At 42.0% G+C, this 15,713-nt stretch carries 12 protein-coding genes; 5 read left to right on the top strand and 7 right to left on the bottom strand.

The annotated features are described in order from the left end of the window. Positions 1-102: 102 nt before the first annotated feature. Positions 103-852 carry a LysE family translocator gene (locus tag BLT94_RS17605; protein ID WP_245743171.1) on the top strand — a complete coding sequence of 250 codons (750 nt, stop codon included), beginning with the start codon at positions 103-105 and terminating at the stop codon, positions 850-852. Here the strand turns inward: BLT94_RS17605 and pspC are convergent. Genes pspC through BLT94_RS17590 form a run of 3 tightly spaced genes read right to left on the bottom strand, consistent with a single transcriptional unit; the run spans position 824 to position 2,255 of the window. Then, positions 824-1,264 carry an envelope stress response membrane protein PspC gene (gene pspC, locus BLT94_RS17600; protein WP_092236963.1) on the bottom strand — a complete coding sequence of 147 codons (441 nt, stop codon included), beginning with the start codon at positions 1,262-1,264 and terminating at the stop codon, positions 824-826. The two genes, BLT94_RS17605 and pspC, sit on opposite strands and share 29 nt — an antisense overlap. After that, complete coding sequence (locus BLT94_RS17595) at positions 1,261-1,521, bottom strand: phage-shock protein (protein ID WP_014959391.1); 261 nt, start codon at positions 1,519-1,521, stop codon at positions 1,261-1,263. Before BLT94_RS17595 ends, pspC begins: the two co-directional genes overlap by 4 nt. Positions 1,522-1,571: 50 nt before the next feature. Continuing rightward, a complete protein-coding gene (locus BLT94_RS17590) occupies positions 1,572-2,255 on the bottom strand; it encodes a PspA/IM30 family protein (protein WP_014959390.1) in 684 nt (227 codons plus the stop codon). A gap of 250 nt (positions 2,256-2,505) precedes the next feature. Here BLT94_RS17590 and pspF point away from each other — a divergent pair, with 250 nt between their 5' ends. Continuing rightward, a complete protein-coding gene (pspF, locus tag BLT94_RS17585; RefSeq protein ID WP_014959389.1) occupies positions 2,506-3,597 on the top strand; it encodes a phage shock protein operon transcriptional activator in 1,092 nt (363 codons plus the stop codon). A 32-nt stretch (positions 3,598-3,629) separates the two neighbouring features. Here pspF and BLT94_RS22675 read toward each other — a convergent pair whose 3' ends face one another. Together BLT94_RS22675 and BLT94_RS17575 are read right to left on the bottom strand one after the other, a co-directional pair. Continuing rightward, the gene (locus tag BLT94_RS22675; protein WP_407641565.1) at positions 3,630-3,743 is read right to left on the bottom strand and encodes a dual CXXC motif small (seleno)protein; all 114 of its coding nucleotides are present in this window, start codon (positions 3,741-3,743) and stop codon (positions 3,630-3,632) included. A gap of 157 nt (positions 3,744-3,900) precedes the next feature. Beyond that, the gene (locus BLT94_RS17575) at positions 3,901-5,130 is read right to left on the bottom strand and encodes an argininosuccinate synthase (RefSeq protein ID WP_014959388.1); all 1,230 of its coding nucleotides are present in this window, start codon (positions 5,128-5,130) and stop codon (positions 3,901-3,903) included. A gap of 397 nt (positions 5,131-5,527) precedes the next feature. Between BLT94_RS17575 and BLT94_RS17570 the strand changes: the two genes are divergently transcribed. Together BLT94_RS17570 and BLT94_RS17565 are read left to right on the top strand one after the other, a co-directional pair. Next, complete coding sequence (locus tag BLT94_RS17570; RefSeq protein ID WP_175530400.1) at positions 5,528-8,908, top strand: hybrid sensor histidine kinase/response regulator; 3,381 nt, start codon at positions 5,528-5,530, stop codon at positions 8,906-8,908. 212 nt (positions 8,909-9,120) lie between these two features. Next, positions 9,121-13,680: a VCBS domain-containing protein gene (locus tag BLT94_RS17565; protein WP_092236957.1), complete on the top strand. Its 4,560-nt coding sequence runs from the start codon at positions 9,121-9,123 to the stop codon at positions 13,678-13,680. Positions 13,681-13,839: 159 nt separating this feature from the next. On the opposite strand, the gene BLT94_RS17560 is transcribed toward BLT94_RS17565, so the two are convergent. Continuing rightward, the gene (locus BLT94_RS17560) at positions 13,840-14,385 is read right to left on the bottom strand and encodes a hypothetical protein (protein WP_092236954.1); all 546 of its coding nucleotides are present in this window, start codon (positions 14,383-14,385) and stop codon (positions 13,840-13,842) included. A gap of 323 nt (positions 14,386-14,708) precedes the next feature. Here BLT94_RS17560 and BLT94_RS17555 point away from each other — a divergent pair, with 323 nt between their 5' ends. After that, positions 14,709-15,284: a cytochrome P460 family protein gene (locus BLT94_RS17555; RefSeq protein WP_092237182.1), complete on the top strand. Its 576-nt coding sequence runs from the start codon at positions 14,709-14,711 to the stop codon at positions 15,282-15,284. On the opposite strand, the gene BLT94_RS22075 is transcribed toward BLT94_RS17555, so the two are convergent. Further along, on the bottom strand, positions 15,270-15,713 hold a 444-nt coding region (locus BLT94_RS22075), incomplete at its 5' end, for a hypothetical protein (protein ID WP_175530399.1). The genes BLT94_RS17555 and BLT94_RS22075 overlap by 15 nt on opposite strands.

Here is a 15,713-nt window from a genome sequence, read left to right as displayed (position 1 = left end):
TCATGTGATTGTTACAATGAATTCATTGAGAGTGGTTTGGAATTTATATCAAGGATGGCCTTGATATTGATATTTGTGATGTCAGGAGGGCTTAAATGTTGTATGTTGACATCTGATGTGTTGCTGGTGTGCAATGTTCGATTTTTATTGCAGGCAAGTCTGGGTGAAAGACCAGGTCTGCCGATGGTAGTTTGCAAGGCTGTTGGGAAGGGAAATTATATGATTCATTATTTGACCATTGGTATGATTTTAGGATTGTCTGCCGGGCTGACGCCGGGACCTTTATTAACGGTTGTGATTTCCGAAACCATTTTGCATGATATCGGGGCCGGGATTAAAGTTGCCCTGGCCCCCTTGATAACCGATGCCCCCATTATTGTGCTGACTGTATTTGTTTTGTCCCGGCTGTCGGGGTTTCAGGGAATTTTGGGTGTTATTTCCCTTATCGGCGGTGCGCTGGTGATGACAATGGGTATTCGGGGCATAAAGGCCGGGGGTGTGGCGATTGATATCCGTAATACCCGGCCAAGATCGTTAATAAAAGGCATACTGGTTAATGTCTTGAGTCCCCATCCCTATCTGTTCTGGCTGAGTGTGGGCGCACCCACAATGATTCGGGCAACAGCGGATCACAATGTTTTTGCAGGTGCGACATTTGTGTTAAGTTTTTTTGGTTTGCTGGTCGGTTCAAAAATCGCCCTGGCGGTTCTGGTTGGAAAATCCAAAGCTGTTTTAACCGGCAAAGGTTATGTGTATGCCATGAAATTTTTCGGTTGCCTCATGTGCGGTCTTTCCATTTTTCTTTTCAAGGATGGATTTGCCCTTATTTCCAGTCAAATTCTTTTGAAGTAACAGTATGTTCCATTCTTTGAATCCTGCGCTCAATGTTGTCAAATTTTCTTTTGATTCTCTGGATGGCCGATTGCCTTGAATTGGCATAATTGTCATAAAATTCCCGGTCTTTTTCATTGTGCAGCGGAGAAACAGGTTCCACCTTCAGCAGCAGTCCTGCAATGATATACATGACACCAACGGGCCAGAACCCGGTAAACAAGAATAAAACAAGGACAATTATTCTCAGCCAGAAAACATTGAAACTAAAATAATCGGCAAGCCCTTGGCAGACGCCCATGAAAATGCCTTGTCTGGACCGGTATATCACACGGCTGGATATCAGCCTTTCAAATCTGTTTTTTATTGTGTTGTACTGTCGCCTGGATTTTTTAAACTGAAAGTTGTGTCTGCGTCCATAATGCCGTTTCATTTGTCAAAATCCTTTTTTTTGCGCTCAATTAGTATGGTTTCAAGCGCTTCAACCCGTTCTTCCATTTTTGACAGGCCATGATATATGTCTTGTATCATCCCGGCCTCTTCTGCCCTGGTTTGTTTGTCTTTTGAGGACAGCCCTCCGGTTTTGGCAACCCTGATGATGCCGATGATAATAAGTCCTATGGTAATGATGAAGAGGATTGCCCCACCGATGCAGATGCCTGCGATAAGTGCGCCCGTCATATGATGCATAATACAATTACTCCCGTTTGGTTGGGTGTTGATGGCTGTCGGTTGATGATTTATACATCGGTTGTATCACTGTTTTTTGAAGATTGGGAGGACTTTAACCTGTCCAGTTCAACTTCAATCTCATCATCAGCCTCCAGAGCATCAAATTGTTCTTCAAGCGTGGAGGGTTTGCCATAGTCTACCAGATCAGCTTCAGCTTCCATTCTTTCAATATGGTTTTCAAGTTCTTCAAATTTTTGAATAACCTCTGCGCTGTCTGCGCGCCGAATTTCCTGCCTGGCTCTTTTTTTGCGTGTTGCCCGGATATGTCTTTGAAGCAGCAGCCGCTGTTTTTCCCGGGCGGATTTGAGTTTGTTTTCAAGTTCCTGGATATCTTCTTGATATTGTTCCACAATGATGCTCAGTTCTGTTAATTCGATTTCAACGGTTTCAACTTTAAGGGTATACCGTCTTTTTTCCTGGAGTGCCTGACGGGCAAGGTTGTCTTTGCCTTTTTTTACGGCAAGCTCTGCTTTTTGAACCCAGAACGCTTCTTTTTCCAGAAGGTCATCCATAAGTCTTTGAACTTTTTTCTGGCTGGCAATTGTAATTGCACAAGAGGATTTGATTTCAATCAAAGTGTCTTCCATTTCCCTGATCATCAGTTTGATTAGTTTTTCAGGATCTTCTGCTTTGTCCAGCATGGAACTGATGTTTGATGCGACAATGTCTTTAAATCGTGTGAAAATTCCCATTTTGTTTCTCCTTATGGTTTAAAGTTGCTCTTTTAAAATTAATTTTTCGGGTGTTAATGATTCTATATAGAATTTGTTATAGCATTTAGTGTGCCAGGCAGGTTTGTGTGTTCAATGTGCTTTTATTTTAATTGGTTATGATTATTGACCATTGTGTTGTTGCGTGGTATCTTACACCATTTATTGGTTATTTATGCTAAAAATATAGAATTTTTACCAAGTTATAAGGTTGTTTCAGAAGAAGGAGTGGATGGTTTTGTCAAGCCGTAACCAAAGAAGAGACAAGGATCTTTCAATGCCGGAAGCATTGGGTCAGTCAGAGTCGTTTATTGAATTTCAAGAACAAATATCCAGAGTGGCACCTGTCGAGCGCCCGGTTCTGATTTTAGGAGAACGCGGAACAGGCAAGGAGCTTGCTGCTTTGCGCCTTCATTTTTTATCCAAGCGGTGGCAAAAACCTTTTGTAACATTGAATTGTGCAGCGCTAACCCGTACCTTGATAGAGTCTGAATTGTTCGGGTATGAAAAAGGCTCGTTTACCGGTGCTGCTTCCCGCAGGACAGGCAGGTTTGAGAACGCATCCGAGGGCACTTTGTTTCTGGATGAAATCGGTACGGTTCCCATGGAAGTTCAGGAGAAAATTTTAAGGGTGGTTGAATACGGCAGTTTTGAGCGGGTAGGTTCCTCACAGTCCATCCATGTGGATGTCAGGATTGTGGCTGCTACCAATGCAAACCTGCCTTTGATGGCACAATCCAATGAATTCAAACAAGACCTTTTGGACCGGCTCTCTTTTGAAGTGATATATGTGCCGCCCTTGAGGCACAGGCAAGAGGATATCCTGCTTTTATCAAACCATTTTGCGGCAAGGATGGCCTTTGAGCTTGGCCGGGATGAAATCCCCAAAATTTGTTCAACAGCCTTGAAACAGCTTGAAGCCTATCCCTGGCCGGGAAATATCAGGGAATTGAAAAATGTGATTGAGCGGGCTGTTTATAGATCCTCAGGTTTTGAAATTAAAGATATTTGCTTTAATCCGTTTCATTCTCCTTATAAGGATGCCCTGGAAAACACGGGTGTACAAAAAGACATGGGTAAAAAGTCAGGGATTTTGTCGACCAAAGATAAGGCTTCCAAGGATGAAGTTTTTTTGGAAGAGGCATCTGTTCTGGATAAGATTTTAAAAAAACCATTCAAGGCGGCTATTGGTGAATTGGAGTGTTACCTGGTGTCCCGGGCGTTGGAAGCCTGCCGGTTTAACCAGAAAAAAGCGGCAAAAATGCTTGGACTGTCCTATGATCAGTTCCGGGGTATCCTGAAAAAGCATACCGGCAGAATTTAATTGAATAATGGTCAAATACACCCCTCCGAGTGTCATAGCCTGTTTATGGGAACATTGGCCAGTCTCTCCTCAAGGTATTCATCCATGATATCTTTATATTTGTCTTCCGGATAGTTTGTTGTGCAGGACCTGCAGCAAAAATAGATTTTTGTTCAGGTTTGTTTGATATACAGTTTTCCGCCGCAGTTCAGGCATTTTTCCTTTATATCGGTCAAGATCGTTTCCTTGTCTCTTTTTTTTATATTAAGGCAGATAATATCTTCCCGGAAAGGTAACTCCTCCTTCCGGGAAGATTGTTTTGATTTAGTTGTTTTTATCGATGATATTTCTATGGGCCATAAGCCGGATGGCATTGATTTTAATAAATCCTTCAGCATCTTCCTGATTATAACCGCCTTCAATATCCATGGAGGACAGATCCTGATTATACAGAGAAGACGGGCTTGTCCGGGCAATCGGGTATGCCGTGCCCTTATAGAGTTTGAGGGTGACTTCACCGTCAATGACCTCCTGGCTCTTATCAATGGCCACCATGAGAAATTCCATTTCAGGGCTGAACCAGAATCCGTTGTAAACCAGTTCCGCAAATTTGGCAGACAGCATGTCCCTCAAGCGCATAACCTCACGGTCCATTGCAATGCCTTCAATATCTTTGTGAGCTTCATGGAGGATGGTGCCGCCCGGGGTTTCATACACGCCCCTTGATTTGATGCCCACAAAGCGGTTTTCAACCATGTCAAGCCGTCCGATCCCGTTTTCTCTTCCCAATTCATTGAGGTATTCAAACAGTTCAAGAGCATCGGTTTTAACGGTGTTGTCATTAAGATTGGAGACCTTGACCGGGATGCCGTCCTTGAATTCAATTTTGATTTTTGTGGGTTTGTCCGGTGCGTTTTCAGGGGACACTGTATGGGAATAAATGCTGTCCTCGCACTCATGGCCGGGATCTTCAAGAATACCGGCTTCATGGGAAATATGCAGCAGGTTGTCATCTTCGCTATAGGGTTTGGATGCGGATTGCTTGGTGGGAATCCCATGTTTTTCAGCATATGCAAGAAGATCTGTTCTTCCTTTGAAAGCGTTTAAAAATGCAGTGTCTTTCCAGGGTGCAATCACTTTTATTTTCGGATTTAATGCATAATAGGACAATTCAAACCGGACCTGGTCGTTGCCTTTGCCGGTAGCGCCATGGGATACATATTCGGCACCGACCTGTTTTGCAATTTCTATTTGTTTTTTTGCAATAATGGGGCGGGCAATGGCAGTGCCTAAAAGATATCGCCCTTCATATATTGTGTTGGCTTTGTATACGGGAAAAATATAATCAGTGACAAATTCTTTTCTCATGTCTTCGATAAATACTTTGGATGCACCGATTTTTAATGCCTTTTGTTCTGCAACTTCAAAATCTTCCTTCTGGCCGATGTTAGCCATATAGGCGAAGACTTCATACCCTTGTTCCAACAACCATTTTAAAATAACCGAGGTATCAAGCCCTCCTGAATAAGCAAGAACAACTTTTCCTTTTGACATTGGGTCTCCTTTGTTTTCTTAAATTCCAATTGGTTTAAATGTTATGGTCTATTAATGAAGAAAAATTGTGAAATAGTCAAGATATTGTAGAGGTAACCGCAGACAGGTTGCTTAAAAAATCCCATGGTTATGACAGGATGTCTATCGCTGTTAGGTTGATTTCGGCAGCTTTTTCCTGATTTTTTCCAACATAAGACCCCTAAATCAGTTAAATCAAAAAAATATAACGTTATGTTTCCTTTCTTTTTGTTGTGCTGATAAAAAGTTTGATATAGTGAACACTTTAATGACTTGGTATATCAAATTGACTGCGCTAAAATTTTTTATCATTACAAAAACGGACAATCAAACTTATTTGCAGAGTCAAAAAATCAATAATGTTTGTTTGGTTCTTGCGGTGATACTAACCTTTTTTATCAGTGGCTGTATTCAAAGCCAGGCGGTTCCCCGAGTTGAAAATGGGTATTTGGATCTTTCAAACTGGGATTTTAACCAGAATGGTCCCGTGCGACTGGATGGAGACTGGGAATTTTATTGGGAAAAATTGCTTGAACCAAAAGATTTTCAGAATATCGTGATCCCCCCAAAAAAAGATTATATTAAAATCCCTGGACTTTGGAAAGAAAATTATATTAATGAAAAGCCCCTTCCACCCAAGGGATATGCTACTTATCGGATTATCATAAAAGGCTTGCCCAAGGCAAATCTAAATGCTCTTTTAATCAACGATGTTCTTTCGGTCTGCAATGTATGGACAAATGGGCAACTGTTGACATACAGCGGGCAGGTGGGAACAGACAAAATAAGTGAGCGGCCTCAAAAACATTCATTAATTGCACGCTTTAGCAACCTTGATGATTATGTTGAAATTGTGTTTCAAGTTTCAAATTTTCACAATATGCAAGGTGGTGTGAATACGCATATTTGGCTGGGACCAGATCAACAAATTCAACAAATGACACATCAATCATTGATTACCACCGCAGTTTTGGGAGGTGCTTTACTGATCATGGGGTTGTTCCATATGGCACTTTACGGGATGCACAGAAAAGAAATTGCCAACCTGTATTTTGGGCTTTATTGTGCGATGTGGGCTTCTCAAACCTTATTCGGCGTTAATGGAGGATGTTTGATGGCAACGTTATTCCCCTCCCTGCCATGGCGGCTGTCCATTGATATGACCCTTTTCCCCTATGGGTTTACCACCCCGCTGCTGGTAATGTTCTATCATGCTCTATTTCCCAATAAACATGCCAAGCTGATTAATCGAGTATACAAGATTTTAGGGGGTCTTTTTGTCGTTTATCTCCTTTTTACCCCTCCCAATGCATTTGATATCGTGGTTTCCTATTTTGTGCTGGTATCATTAAGTGCTGTTTTGTATCTATTTTACATGTTTATACTTGATCTTATCAAAAACAGAAAAAACATCCTCTTTTTGATACCAGGATATTTGGTTCTGGCCCTTACCGGAGGAAATGACGTATTGTATGATCGGCATATTATAAATACAGCTGTTTTAGTCCCATACGGCACATTTTTTTTTATTCTTTCCTATTCTTTTTTCATCTCTGTGCGATCTTCCCTTGCCTTTTCTGCTGTTGAAAATTTGACCATGGAATTACAATTAAAAAATATCGAGCTTTCAAAATTAAATCTTCTCAAAGATGAATTCATTGCCAATACTTCTCATGAACTTAAAACTCCTTTGAATGGAATTATGGGTCTTGCCCAATCCCTTGTGGACAGTGCTTCTAATACCAAAGTCAAAACAAGTCTGTCCCTGATTATATCCAGTAGCATTCGCCTTTTAAGTCTGATCAATGATTTGCTTGATTCTTCACGACTTAAAAACAGGGAGTTGGAACTTGATTTAAAACCTTTGGATATCAAAAACATAGCTGAATCCGTTATCATGGTTTCCAATCCATTGATAAGATCAAAGCCGCTGATTATTGAAAATAAAATTCCAAAACACTTTGGGTTGATTTTAAGCGATGAGGACCGGCTATCCCAGATCCTTTTCAATTTAATCGGTAATGCCATAAAATTTACGGACAAAGGAAACATAACACTTATGGCCTCGAAACAAGGGGAAATGGCGAAAATTGAGATCAAGGATACCGGCATTGGTATCCCTGAAAACAAGCTTGAACAAATTTTCCAGGCCTTTGATCGAGTTGACCAAGGCGCATCAAGAAACTATGGCGGCACGGGTCTTGGACTTGCCATTGCCAAGGAGCTGGTTCAATTGCATGGTGGTAATATCGGCGTGAGTTCTAAAATGGGTATGGGATCTATTTTCTGGTTTACGATTCCCTTTTATTCAGGTTCAAGTGAATTGGAATTCATATTCAAGACAGAACCGTCAGAAAGAATTTCAACTATTTTTTCCGCCACTGACGAGTTTTTCACACCTTTGATAATAGAGAACAAACAATCCCAAGACAATAGACAAAATGGTCTTATTATGGTTGTAGATGATGATCCTGTAAATCTCCAGGTTGTGATCAATCATCTTGAATCCGGTCATTTTAAAGCCCAGCCATTTGCTGGTGGCTGTCAAGCGCTTGATTGTCTTGAAAAAGGCCCATTACCTGATTTAATCTTGCTGGATATAATGATGCCTGAAATATCAGGGTATGATGTATGCCGGAAAATTCGGGAAAAATATTCAGCTTCGGAATTGCCGGTTATTCTGCTGACAGCCAAAAACAGGTTACAGGATCTTGTGGAAGGATTTACGGTTGGAAGCAATGATTATCTCACCAAACCATTTTTTAAAGATGAACTCATGGCGCGAATCAAAACCCAACTTCAACTAAAACAAGCTTTTAAAACGGTCAAGGAAAACTTAAAATTAAAAAAAGAACTGGGTATCCGTGAAAAAAGAGAACTGGAACTCAAACTGATGCAGCGCAGGCTGTCCGGCATGCTCAACAGGATGGATGATGCTGTTCTGGCTGTCAATCCGGTTCACCAAGTCGGATTTTGCAACCATGCATTTGAAATCCTTACTAATCATTCGGCAAAAGATCTTCTGGGCTGTTCTGTTCTGTCTCTTTTTGAAGACAGTTCTGACAATAGTTTTAAAGCGCTTATAGGTTGCCTGGGTCACAATGAACTGTGTAACGGGGAATCTTATTTTCAGGCTATAACTATTCAATGCCCTGAGAATAAATTGCTTCAGGTGGATATTTCCCTTTCTTTTCTTGATCTGGAAGAGGATGCACTTTTGTTCCTGATTTTGAAAAAACACATGCCAGGACAGAATCAAATATTATCCATGGCAAGCTCAGCCGGATTGATTAATGATCTGAACCGTAACAACGAAAGGCTTGGAAGGTTTGAAGCCTCATTGAACAGCCTTACCCTCAATAGAGATGATCCGCAGGGGAACAGGGAAAGCTTAAAAAATATCGACACACTGCTGGATCAATTGAGTGAGAATAAAAAAGATGAGGACATAACCCGGGTCAAACGCAGCCTGGCTGTCAAGGTTATGAATGCTGCCTGTGATTTGTGGATAGTTTCTACAAAGACATCAAAAATTGAATTGGCTGACAGATCAGGATTATGGACGGTTTACATTGAAAAAGACGGGTGGGCAAGAACCCAGACCCTGGACAAATATCTGAACAGTTCAACCCTGCCTGCCAGGCCCCGCTGGAAAACCATTATTAATACGGCTGATTTTGTTCTGGCCGTGTGTGAGAAACCATTTCCTTTAAGAAAAGTGCTTGAAGAAGCTCTTATCAGGCTTAGAAAATTCATATAAGCCACTTCTGTCTAAGGTTTTATCTGTTCTATAAATCATAGTATCGATCCATGCTACTCATGAATAATATTGTTTTATTTTAGCATGTTATGCAACTTTCACTGGAATTCACTGGAATTTGTTTTGTGTTTTTTAAAACAAATCAATAAGTTTCAAATCATATGATAAGGCAATGGTTTCTTTAGTTCAACAAATAACAGTGAGGCTCAAGCATGGCAAATGCAATAATCTTAGGGCAAACACAAAAAATTTTAAAAAAATCAGATGGAATTGGAGGAGAAGGCACTTTTCTCATCAAACCATTCTTTAATGAAACAGATATGAATGGAGAGGATAAAATTGATTCAAGCCTGTTTGAATTCGACAAAGGAGACGCAAAAAACAACGTCTTTTCTTTATTGAAATCCATATTTAAAAATCAACAGGATGTCGTTGTTAGCGCATTATCCCCGGATGACGAAAATGGCGTTCCACTGATTAATCCAGCCAACACTGAAATGCTCTTCAATGCTGATGGTACCTTTTCTTTATACAATGCTGATTTTGAAAAATTGGCGCAAAGCCAATTGGCTGAAGTCGTATTTACCTATACTGTGAACAATGGAAAAGGCGCAAACCAGGTGGTACGCGAAGTTGCGATGCAGGTTACGGGAAGCAATGAGGCGCCGGTAATTGTTGATCAGGAAGATAAAACTGTTGAAGAAGACACAATTTTCAAAGGTCAGGTTGCAGCAATAGATATAGACAGTGATGATGACAAAGCATCCTTGACATATGTGTTGGTGGATACGGATTTACCCGCAGGATTTGTACTCAATCCCGATGGCAGCTATGTCATTGACACCAATATGGATGCCTACCAGAGCCTTGCAGCTGGTGAATCTGTTGATTACCGTTTTTCCTGGCAAGCCAGGGATGCCCATGGCGCATTGAGCAGTGTTGATCAGGTGACCATAACCGTCACCGGCATTAATGATGCACCTGTTATTATTGCTCATGAAGACAGAGCGCTTGAAGAAGACACAATTTTCAAAGGTCAGGTTGCAGCAATAGATATAGACAGTGATGATGAAACAGCATCCTTGACATATGTGTTGGTGGATACGGATTTACCCGCAGGATTTGTACTCAATCCCGATGGCAGCTATGTCATCGACACCAATATGGATGCCTACCAGAGCCTTGCAGCTGGTGAATTTGTTGATTACCGTTTTTCCTGGCAAGCCAGGGATGCCCATGGCGCATTGAGCAGTGTTGATCAGGTAACCATCACGATGACCGGCACCAATGATGCACCCACTGTTGCTGCTGCGCTGATAAGTGATACAGATGAAAATGTAGATCCTTATACCATCAATTTGCTTGAAGGTGTGTCTGACATCGATAATGGCGCGATACTGCACGCAAGAAATGTAACAGAAGCAAACGGGAAAGACGGCTGGGCTATAAATGGTGATATATTAACCATCAATCCGGATTTTTATGATGACCTGAATAACGGCGATTTTGAGACGCTGCAACTGAGCTGGCAGGTATTTGATGAAGCAGGCGCAAGCGTGGATCAATCATTGACAGTCAATATTGAAGGCATTACCGATGCCCCCTCACTTGAAGTCATCACCGCAGCCGGCGACCATCCCAATGAAATTCGTCTGGAGATTACAAGTGAACCCGGCAATAATGAAAGAGTCCAGCTGACATTTAACGGTCTAACTGCCGGTGCCATTGTTATGGATTCCCTTTCCAATAATGTGACATCAGGCATTGAAGATTATATCGGCACACAGATATTTACGGTCCTGCTTCCGGAAAACCAGGATGCAACAGGGGAGTTGTCTATAACCGTGACAGGATTCAGCAAAGATACGGGTGAAGCCATTGGTTCCACAATACAGCCTGTTGAACTTTTTTATGACGTATCTTCTTCAACAGAGCAGCTTTCTTTTGTTTCCTTAAACCAGAATATGTGGGGAGATTTTAATGGGCATATCGGATGGCATGACTATGTTCCATTGATTGGTGAGGCACCAATAGTTTGGGATGATACGGACCAGGTCTGGCATGATACCGGGGCAGACTATTGGCGAAGTGGAGAGTTTGATCTCATTGATGTTCATTTGAATTCTGATGAAATATCCGGCACAATAAGGCAATTCGCACAAGATGCAATGGATGCGGCATGGCAGGTGTTTACTGTCAGTTCTCAGGCGGTTGATCAAGTTGCCGAGGGTGTTTTTAATTCAGCAGTAATTGCATATAATATAGCAAAAGAAACTTTTTATAATACTGCAACAGCTGTTGACCAAACTGCCCTTGCTGTTTTTAAGGCAGCAGAAGCAATATACAATGAAGGAAAAGATGTTTTTTACAACTCTGTAGATGCTGTTGATCAAGTGGCACTTGATGCTTTTAACCTGGCAGCGGATGCTTATGAGTTCGCCCAAGATGTTTATGAGGCTGCCGGCTATGCCTTTAATACAGTTGCCCAAGGTGCTTTTGATATAGCCACTGATGTTATTGAGACGGCTCGTGATGTGTATGATTCAATGTCGGATGCTTGGTGGAATGCAATACCAAAAGCAGCAGGATGGTTGGTTCTTCAAGCGGCTGAAGGAGCGTATGACCTCGCAGAGGCGGCTTATGAAGGCGCTGCAAATCTTTGGGCGGATGCTGAGTATGCTTTCAATGTTGTGGCCCAAGGTATTTATGACGCTGCAAAAGATACATATGAGTTGGCAAAGGACGCTTTTGATTCATCAGCAGCGGCTACTTTTCAAGCAATTGAGGCAACTTACCTTAAAGCAGAAGCTGTTTATGACTCAGTTAAACAAGATATTTATGACGCAGCAGAAGCTGTTTTTCAAACTGCTGAAACTGCATACCTTGAGGCGGAAGCAATTTATGATACGGTTAAACAAGGAATTTATGACACAGCAGAGGCAGCCTTGCATTTGGCTGAAGAGGCTGCGAATGACGTTATGGAAGCGGCAAGTGTTGTGGACTTTAATGCTGAACTGCAATTGCAGTCAGAGCTGTATGCCCAGGTGGGTTTAAAGGTTGATTTTGAGCTTGATATGGGTTCGGTCGATACTGATATTGATTACCAGCTGACTTCACAAATCCAATATAACCAGACTACGGATATGCTGGCCATCACACCCATGATGACCAATATGACCGATGGTGACAGTGTCGCCTTTAGTACTATCAGTCCAAATGCCACATTCTATGCTGCCCTGCTGTATGATGTCGGAGCTGATCTTGAACTGTTCATGGATGGGGATTTGATCGTTGCCGGAACGACAATTTTTGACATTTCACCTGGAAGCGATGGAATTAATATCAATACAACTGTTTCCACAAACTCCTGGAATGATCTTCTTGCAACCATTCCTGAAGCTTATAAGCCTCAATTCACCGAAGACATCGGGGTGGGAGAGCTGGTGCTGATTGATTTTGATTCCACAGAAGGCGGTCCTTGGGAAGTGCCGTTTATCGAGACGCTTACCGAAGATATTTTATCAATTGAACTGGATTTTCCCACAGTGGAAACCGAAGGTGTGGCAGTGGCACTTGATGATCCGAGCGCCGCATCGGTCATGGATTATTACGATGAAGGCGCATTTGTAAACCTGGATATCTCGGAAATCACGGATGCGTTCTTGAATCTGGTCAATTCCAAACTTGACTTCAGCCCGGAATTAAAAGAACTTTACAACTTGCCTTCCCTTGCAGACGGCGCCACACTGGACGCAGCACTTTCAACCATGGCACAGGGCCTTTTCGAGACCATACTGGATACTCTGGACGGCCAGTCTGAAGCAGTGCCCATATTTTTGCTGGATGCAACTGATGAAACCAGCACCTCCCTGTTACATGTCAATCTTTTTGATTTTAATTCTGCTCACCTGTTTGATCCTGATTATTCATACACATCAGAAATTGATGAGGATACCGGGTCTTTTGGTTTTTATGCCTCTTACGGCGAAAGTGATCCTGTGATCAATGTAAACATTGATATTGATGCGGCTGTAGCCGTTATCGTAAATAAAGTGGTGGAAGCGGTTGCTGCTGCAGTGAGTGGCGGTGCCAGCGCAGGTGCAACTACTGCTATTCCGGATTTTAATCCATTGAACATAGAGTTCGGTATTGAACAGATTCTTGAAATGGCAGAAGTGCCCGAAGAAACACGAGAAGAGATCACCAAATATATCAACCTTGGAGTTACCTTTGAGGCTGCCGACCTTGATGCCTCTGCCTCTGTAGATTTTTCCCAGGAATTTACACTTTCCATAGATGATATGTCCTATGCCCTTACCCTGGAAAATGGAGAAACCAAATATTTTACAGCCAATGGGGATGGTGATCTGACTATCAATAATGCCAGTGAATATGACGCAGATGGAAACGGTGTAATTGATTATAATCTTTCCATTGTACCCGAGGCAATGTTTTCCAATGATACAGAGATCGGTTTGAGCCTTGGATATGTGCTGGACTTCTTGAAAGGTGAGTTCGCTGCAGGTGTTAAGCTCCCTCTTGGCGATCTTCTCGGACTTGAGGGCGATAATTGGCCTGATATTGACCTGCCCATGATTGATATTGGTATTGGCCCCCTGTTACGCATTGAAGGAGATCTGGACATACTGGATGTGGATGTGTTTGAATCACTCTTTGCCATTAATGTGGGTACCAATAATGTTCAAGACAGTTTCAATATTGAGCTTACTGGTATTGATACCACGACAAATGATGGCGTACTCATGTCTTAAAAAAGGGCACGGAGTCACGTTTTGATCAGTTGCAAATTATCAGAGGAGGGCTTTGAGTCCTCCTCTGATAATTAATTTGTCCATCATCTGTGCCTCAATGTTATTCAATGATTGAGTTGTCACAACAAAGATTGATCAAAAAGTAATAAAGGATTCAATTCAGACCCCTGAATCCGTTATTGCCATCAATTTTACAGCCAGGTCTTCCGTGCCTGACGCGGATATGCTTTTGTGTAATGATCGCAAGACTTCACGAATGACAGCAGTCTTGGGTCGGGGAGAAAGCATTTGGATTTCAATGGTTTTTATATCCATCACAATTTCTTCCAGTTTTTCATAGGTCGGGCTGGTTTGAACTAAACTTGCCTTTATATCTTGAAGTATCTTTTCCACGGCTTTTTGCCCTTTATTTTCCAGAACCGTGCTTTTGCCTAAAACCAGGGAGTCATCATTGCAGATCACCGGATCGGGCTGTACATCCAACTCTTCCAATCCCTGAACAGTGATGCCGATACCGCCGGAAAGAGTCTTGAGTTCTGCAAAACCCCGGATAAAAAGGTCTTCCGCCATTGCCCCGGCGTCTGTCTTTTCCAGGCCAAGTGTTGCCCCCACATCATACATGGATACCTGTGCTTTTGGATCACCCTGGGTCACTGTATACAGTTCAAATAAATAGGCTCTTGCTTCGGGGTTGTCAAAATTCATTGTGTTATTCCTTATGGTTGATGGGATTGCAATACCTGCATACTATACCATGGAAGGGTGGTCAAAGAAACTGCAAAAAAGCAGACAAGCGGATTGACAACCTTTGGGTCAGTCGGTATTGTGAATAATCTTACACATTCATATGGTAATTTGTAAAATATCGCTGTTTTTTTATTCTGATTCTGATTGATTTTTTTTTATCTGTTTCTATCCGTTTTTTGTTTGGGAAAACCGGCTTGGTGAAATTTGGAAATATTTTTACCGGCAAATCACATAATACCCAATGTTACAGCATTGGATTAAACATCATGGGAGAAAAAAGTATGAAAAAAGCACTGTTTATTTTATCTTTGGTTATTATTGCCGCCTTGGGGTTCACGGCCTGTATGCACAAGAACATGACAATGCAGCAGGATATCCCGCCGTTTGGCTCTGAATCAGATGTGGCCTATTCACAGGCATTATGGAAAGTGCTTGAAAAAGAAAAACTTGTGGGGCCGGACCAAATACGGGCGCTTCCCTACGAAGGCATGGAACCTCACGGGGTGATTCTCGAACAATTGTCAACAATGGTTACGGTAAAAGGTCATACAGGGATCGTCTATGTAAAAGCCAATTACATGGGCGATGGAATGACACGCTCAAAGGTCGTCAATTATCCGGATCAATATCTTGTTGCTGTCACGGTTATGTTTAAAAGAGAGAATGGGTATGACCCGGATAACCAGGACTGGTTCTGGGTTAAATATAAATCCGATGGCAGCCTTTTTGCCAATCCCAAGGGAGTTATGCTTGCCGGACGTGTTGCCAAAGGCATGAGTGTCGGATGTATTGCATGCCATACGGATGCGGATGGCGGCGATTACCTGTTTAACAATACAGCATCACATCTTGATTAGAGGCCTTTTTTCATCTGTCCTGGCTGATTGGATATTTTTTCGCCGGACGAATTTTAACCATATTTTATTTGTTTGTTCAAGAACATGAAGTTTTAAAAAATCGATTTCAGCGGATCTGGTCCCGGGCAGGGCTTTTGCTCCTGAGATTTTCAAGCTGATACCTGGGGGGGTATGAAGTTTTAAGAAAAGTGTTTGTCCTGCAAGTCTGCCCGGGATTTTTTTCATCCAGCTCACATCAATTGAGAACTCTTCACCGGTTTTTTCAATCCGTGACAGGGTGTGGTGAAGATACTGAGTAAAGCACTCTCGTGTATCTCTGGCAAGTAATATACCTTTTTTTTTACTGTTTATTTTGATGTATTGTATCCAGTTTTTTATCACCCCTGGATTTTTTCCAGGATCGGAATGGAGAATGTTTGCCCAGTGAAG

Origin of the sequence: Desulfobacula phenolica (assembly GCF_900105645.1) — a bacterium.
GTDB lineage: Bacteria > Desulfobacterota > Desulfobacteria > Desulfobacterales > Desulfobacteraceae > Desulfobacula > Desulfobacula toluolica.
Note: the sequence above shows the minus strand (reverse complement) of the source record. Positions and strands in the feature narration are given on the sequence as shown.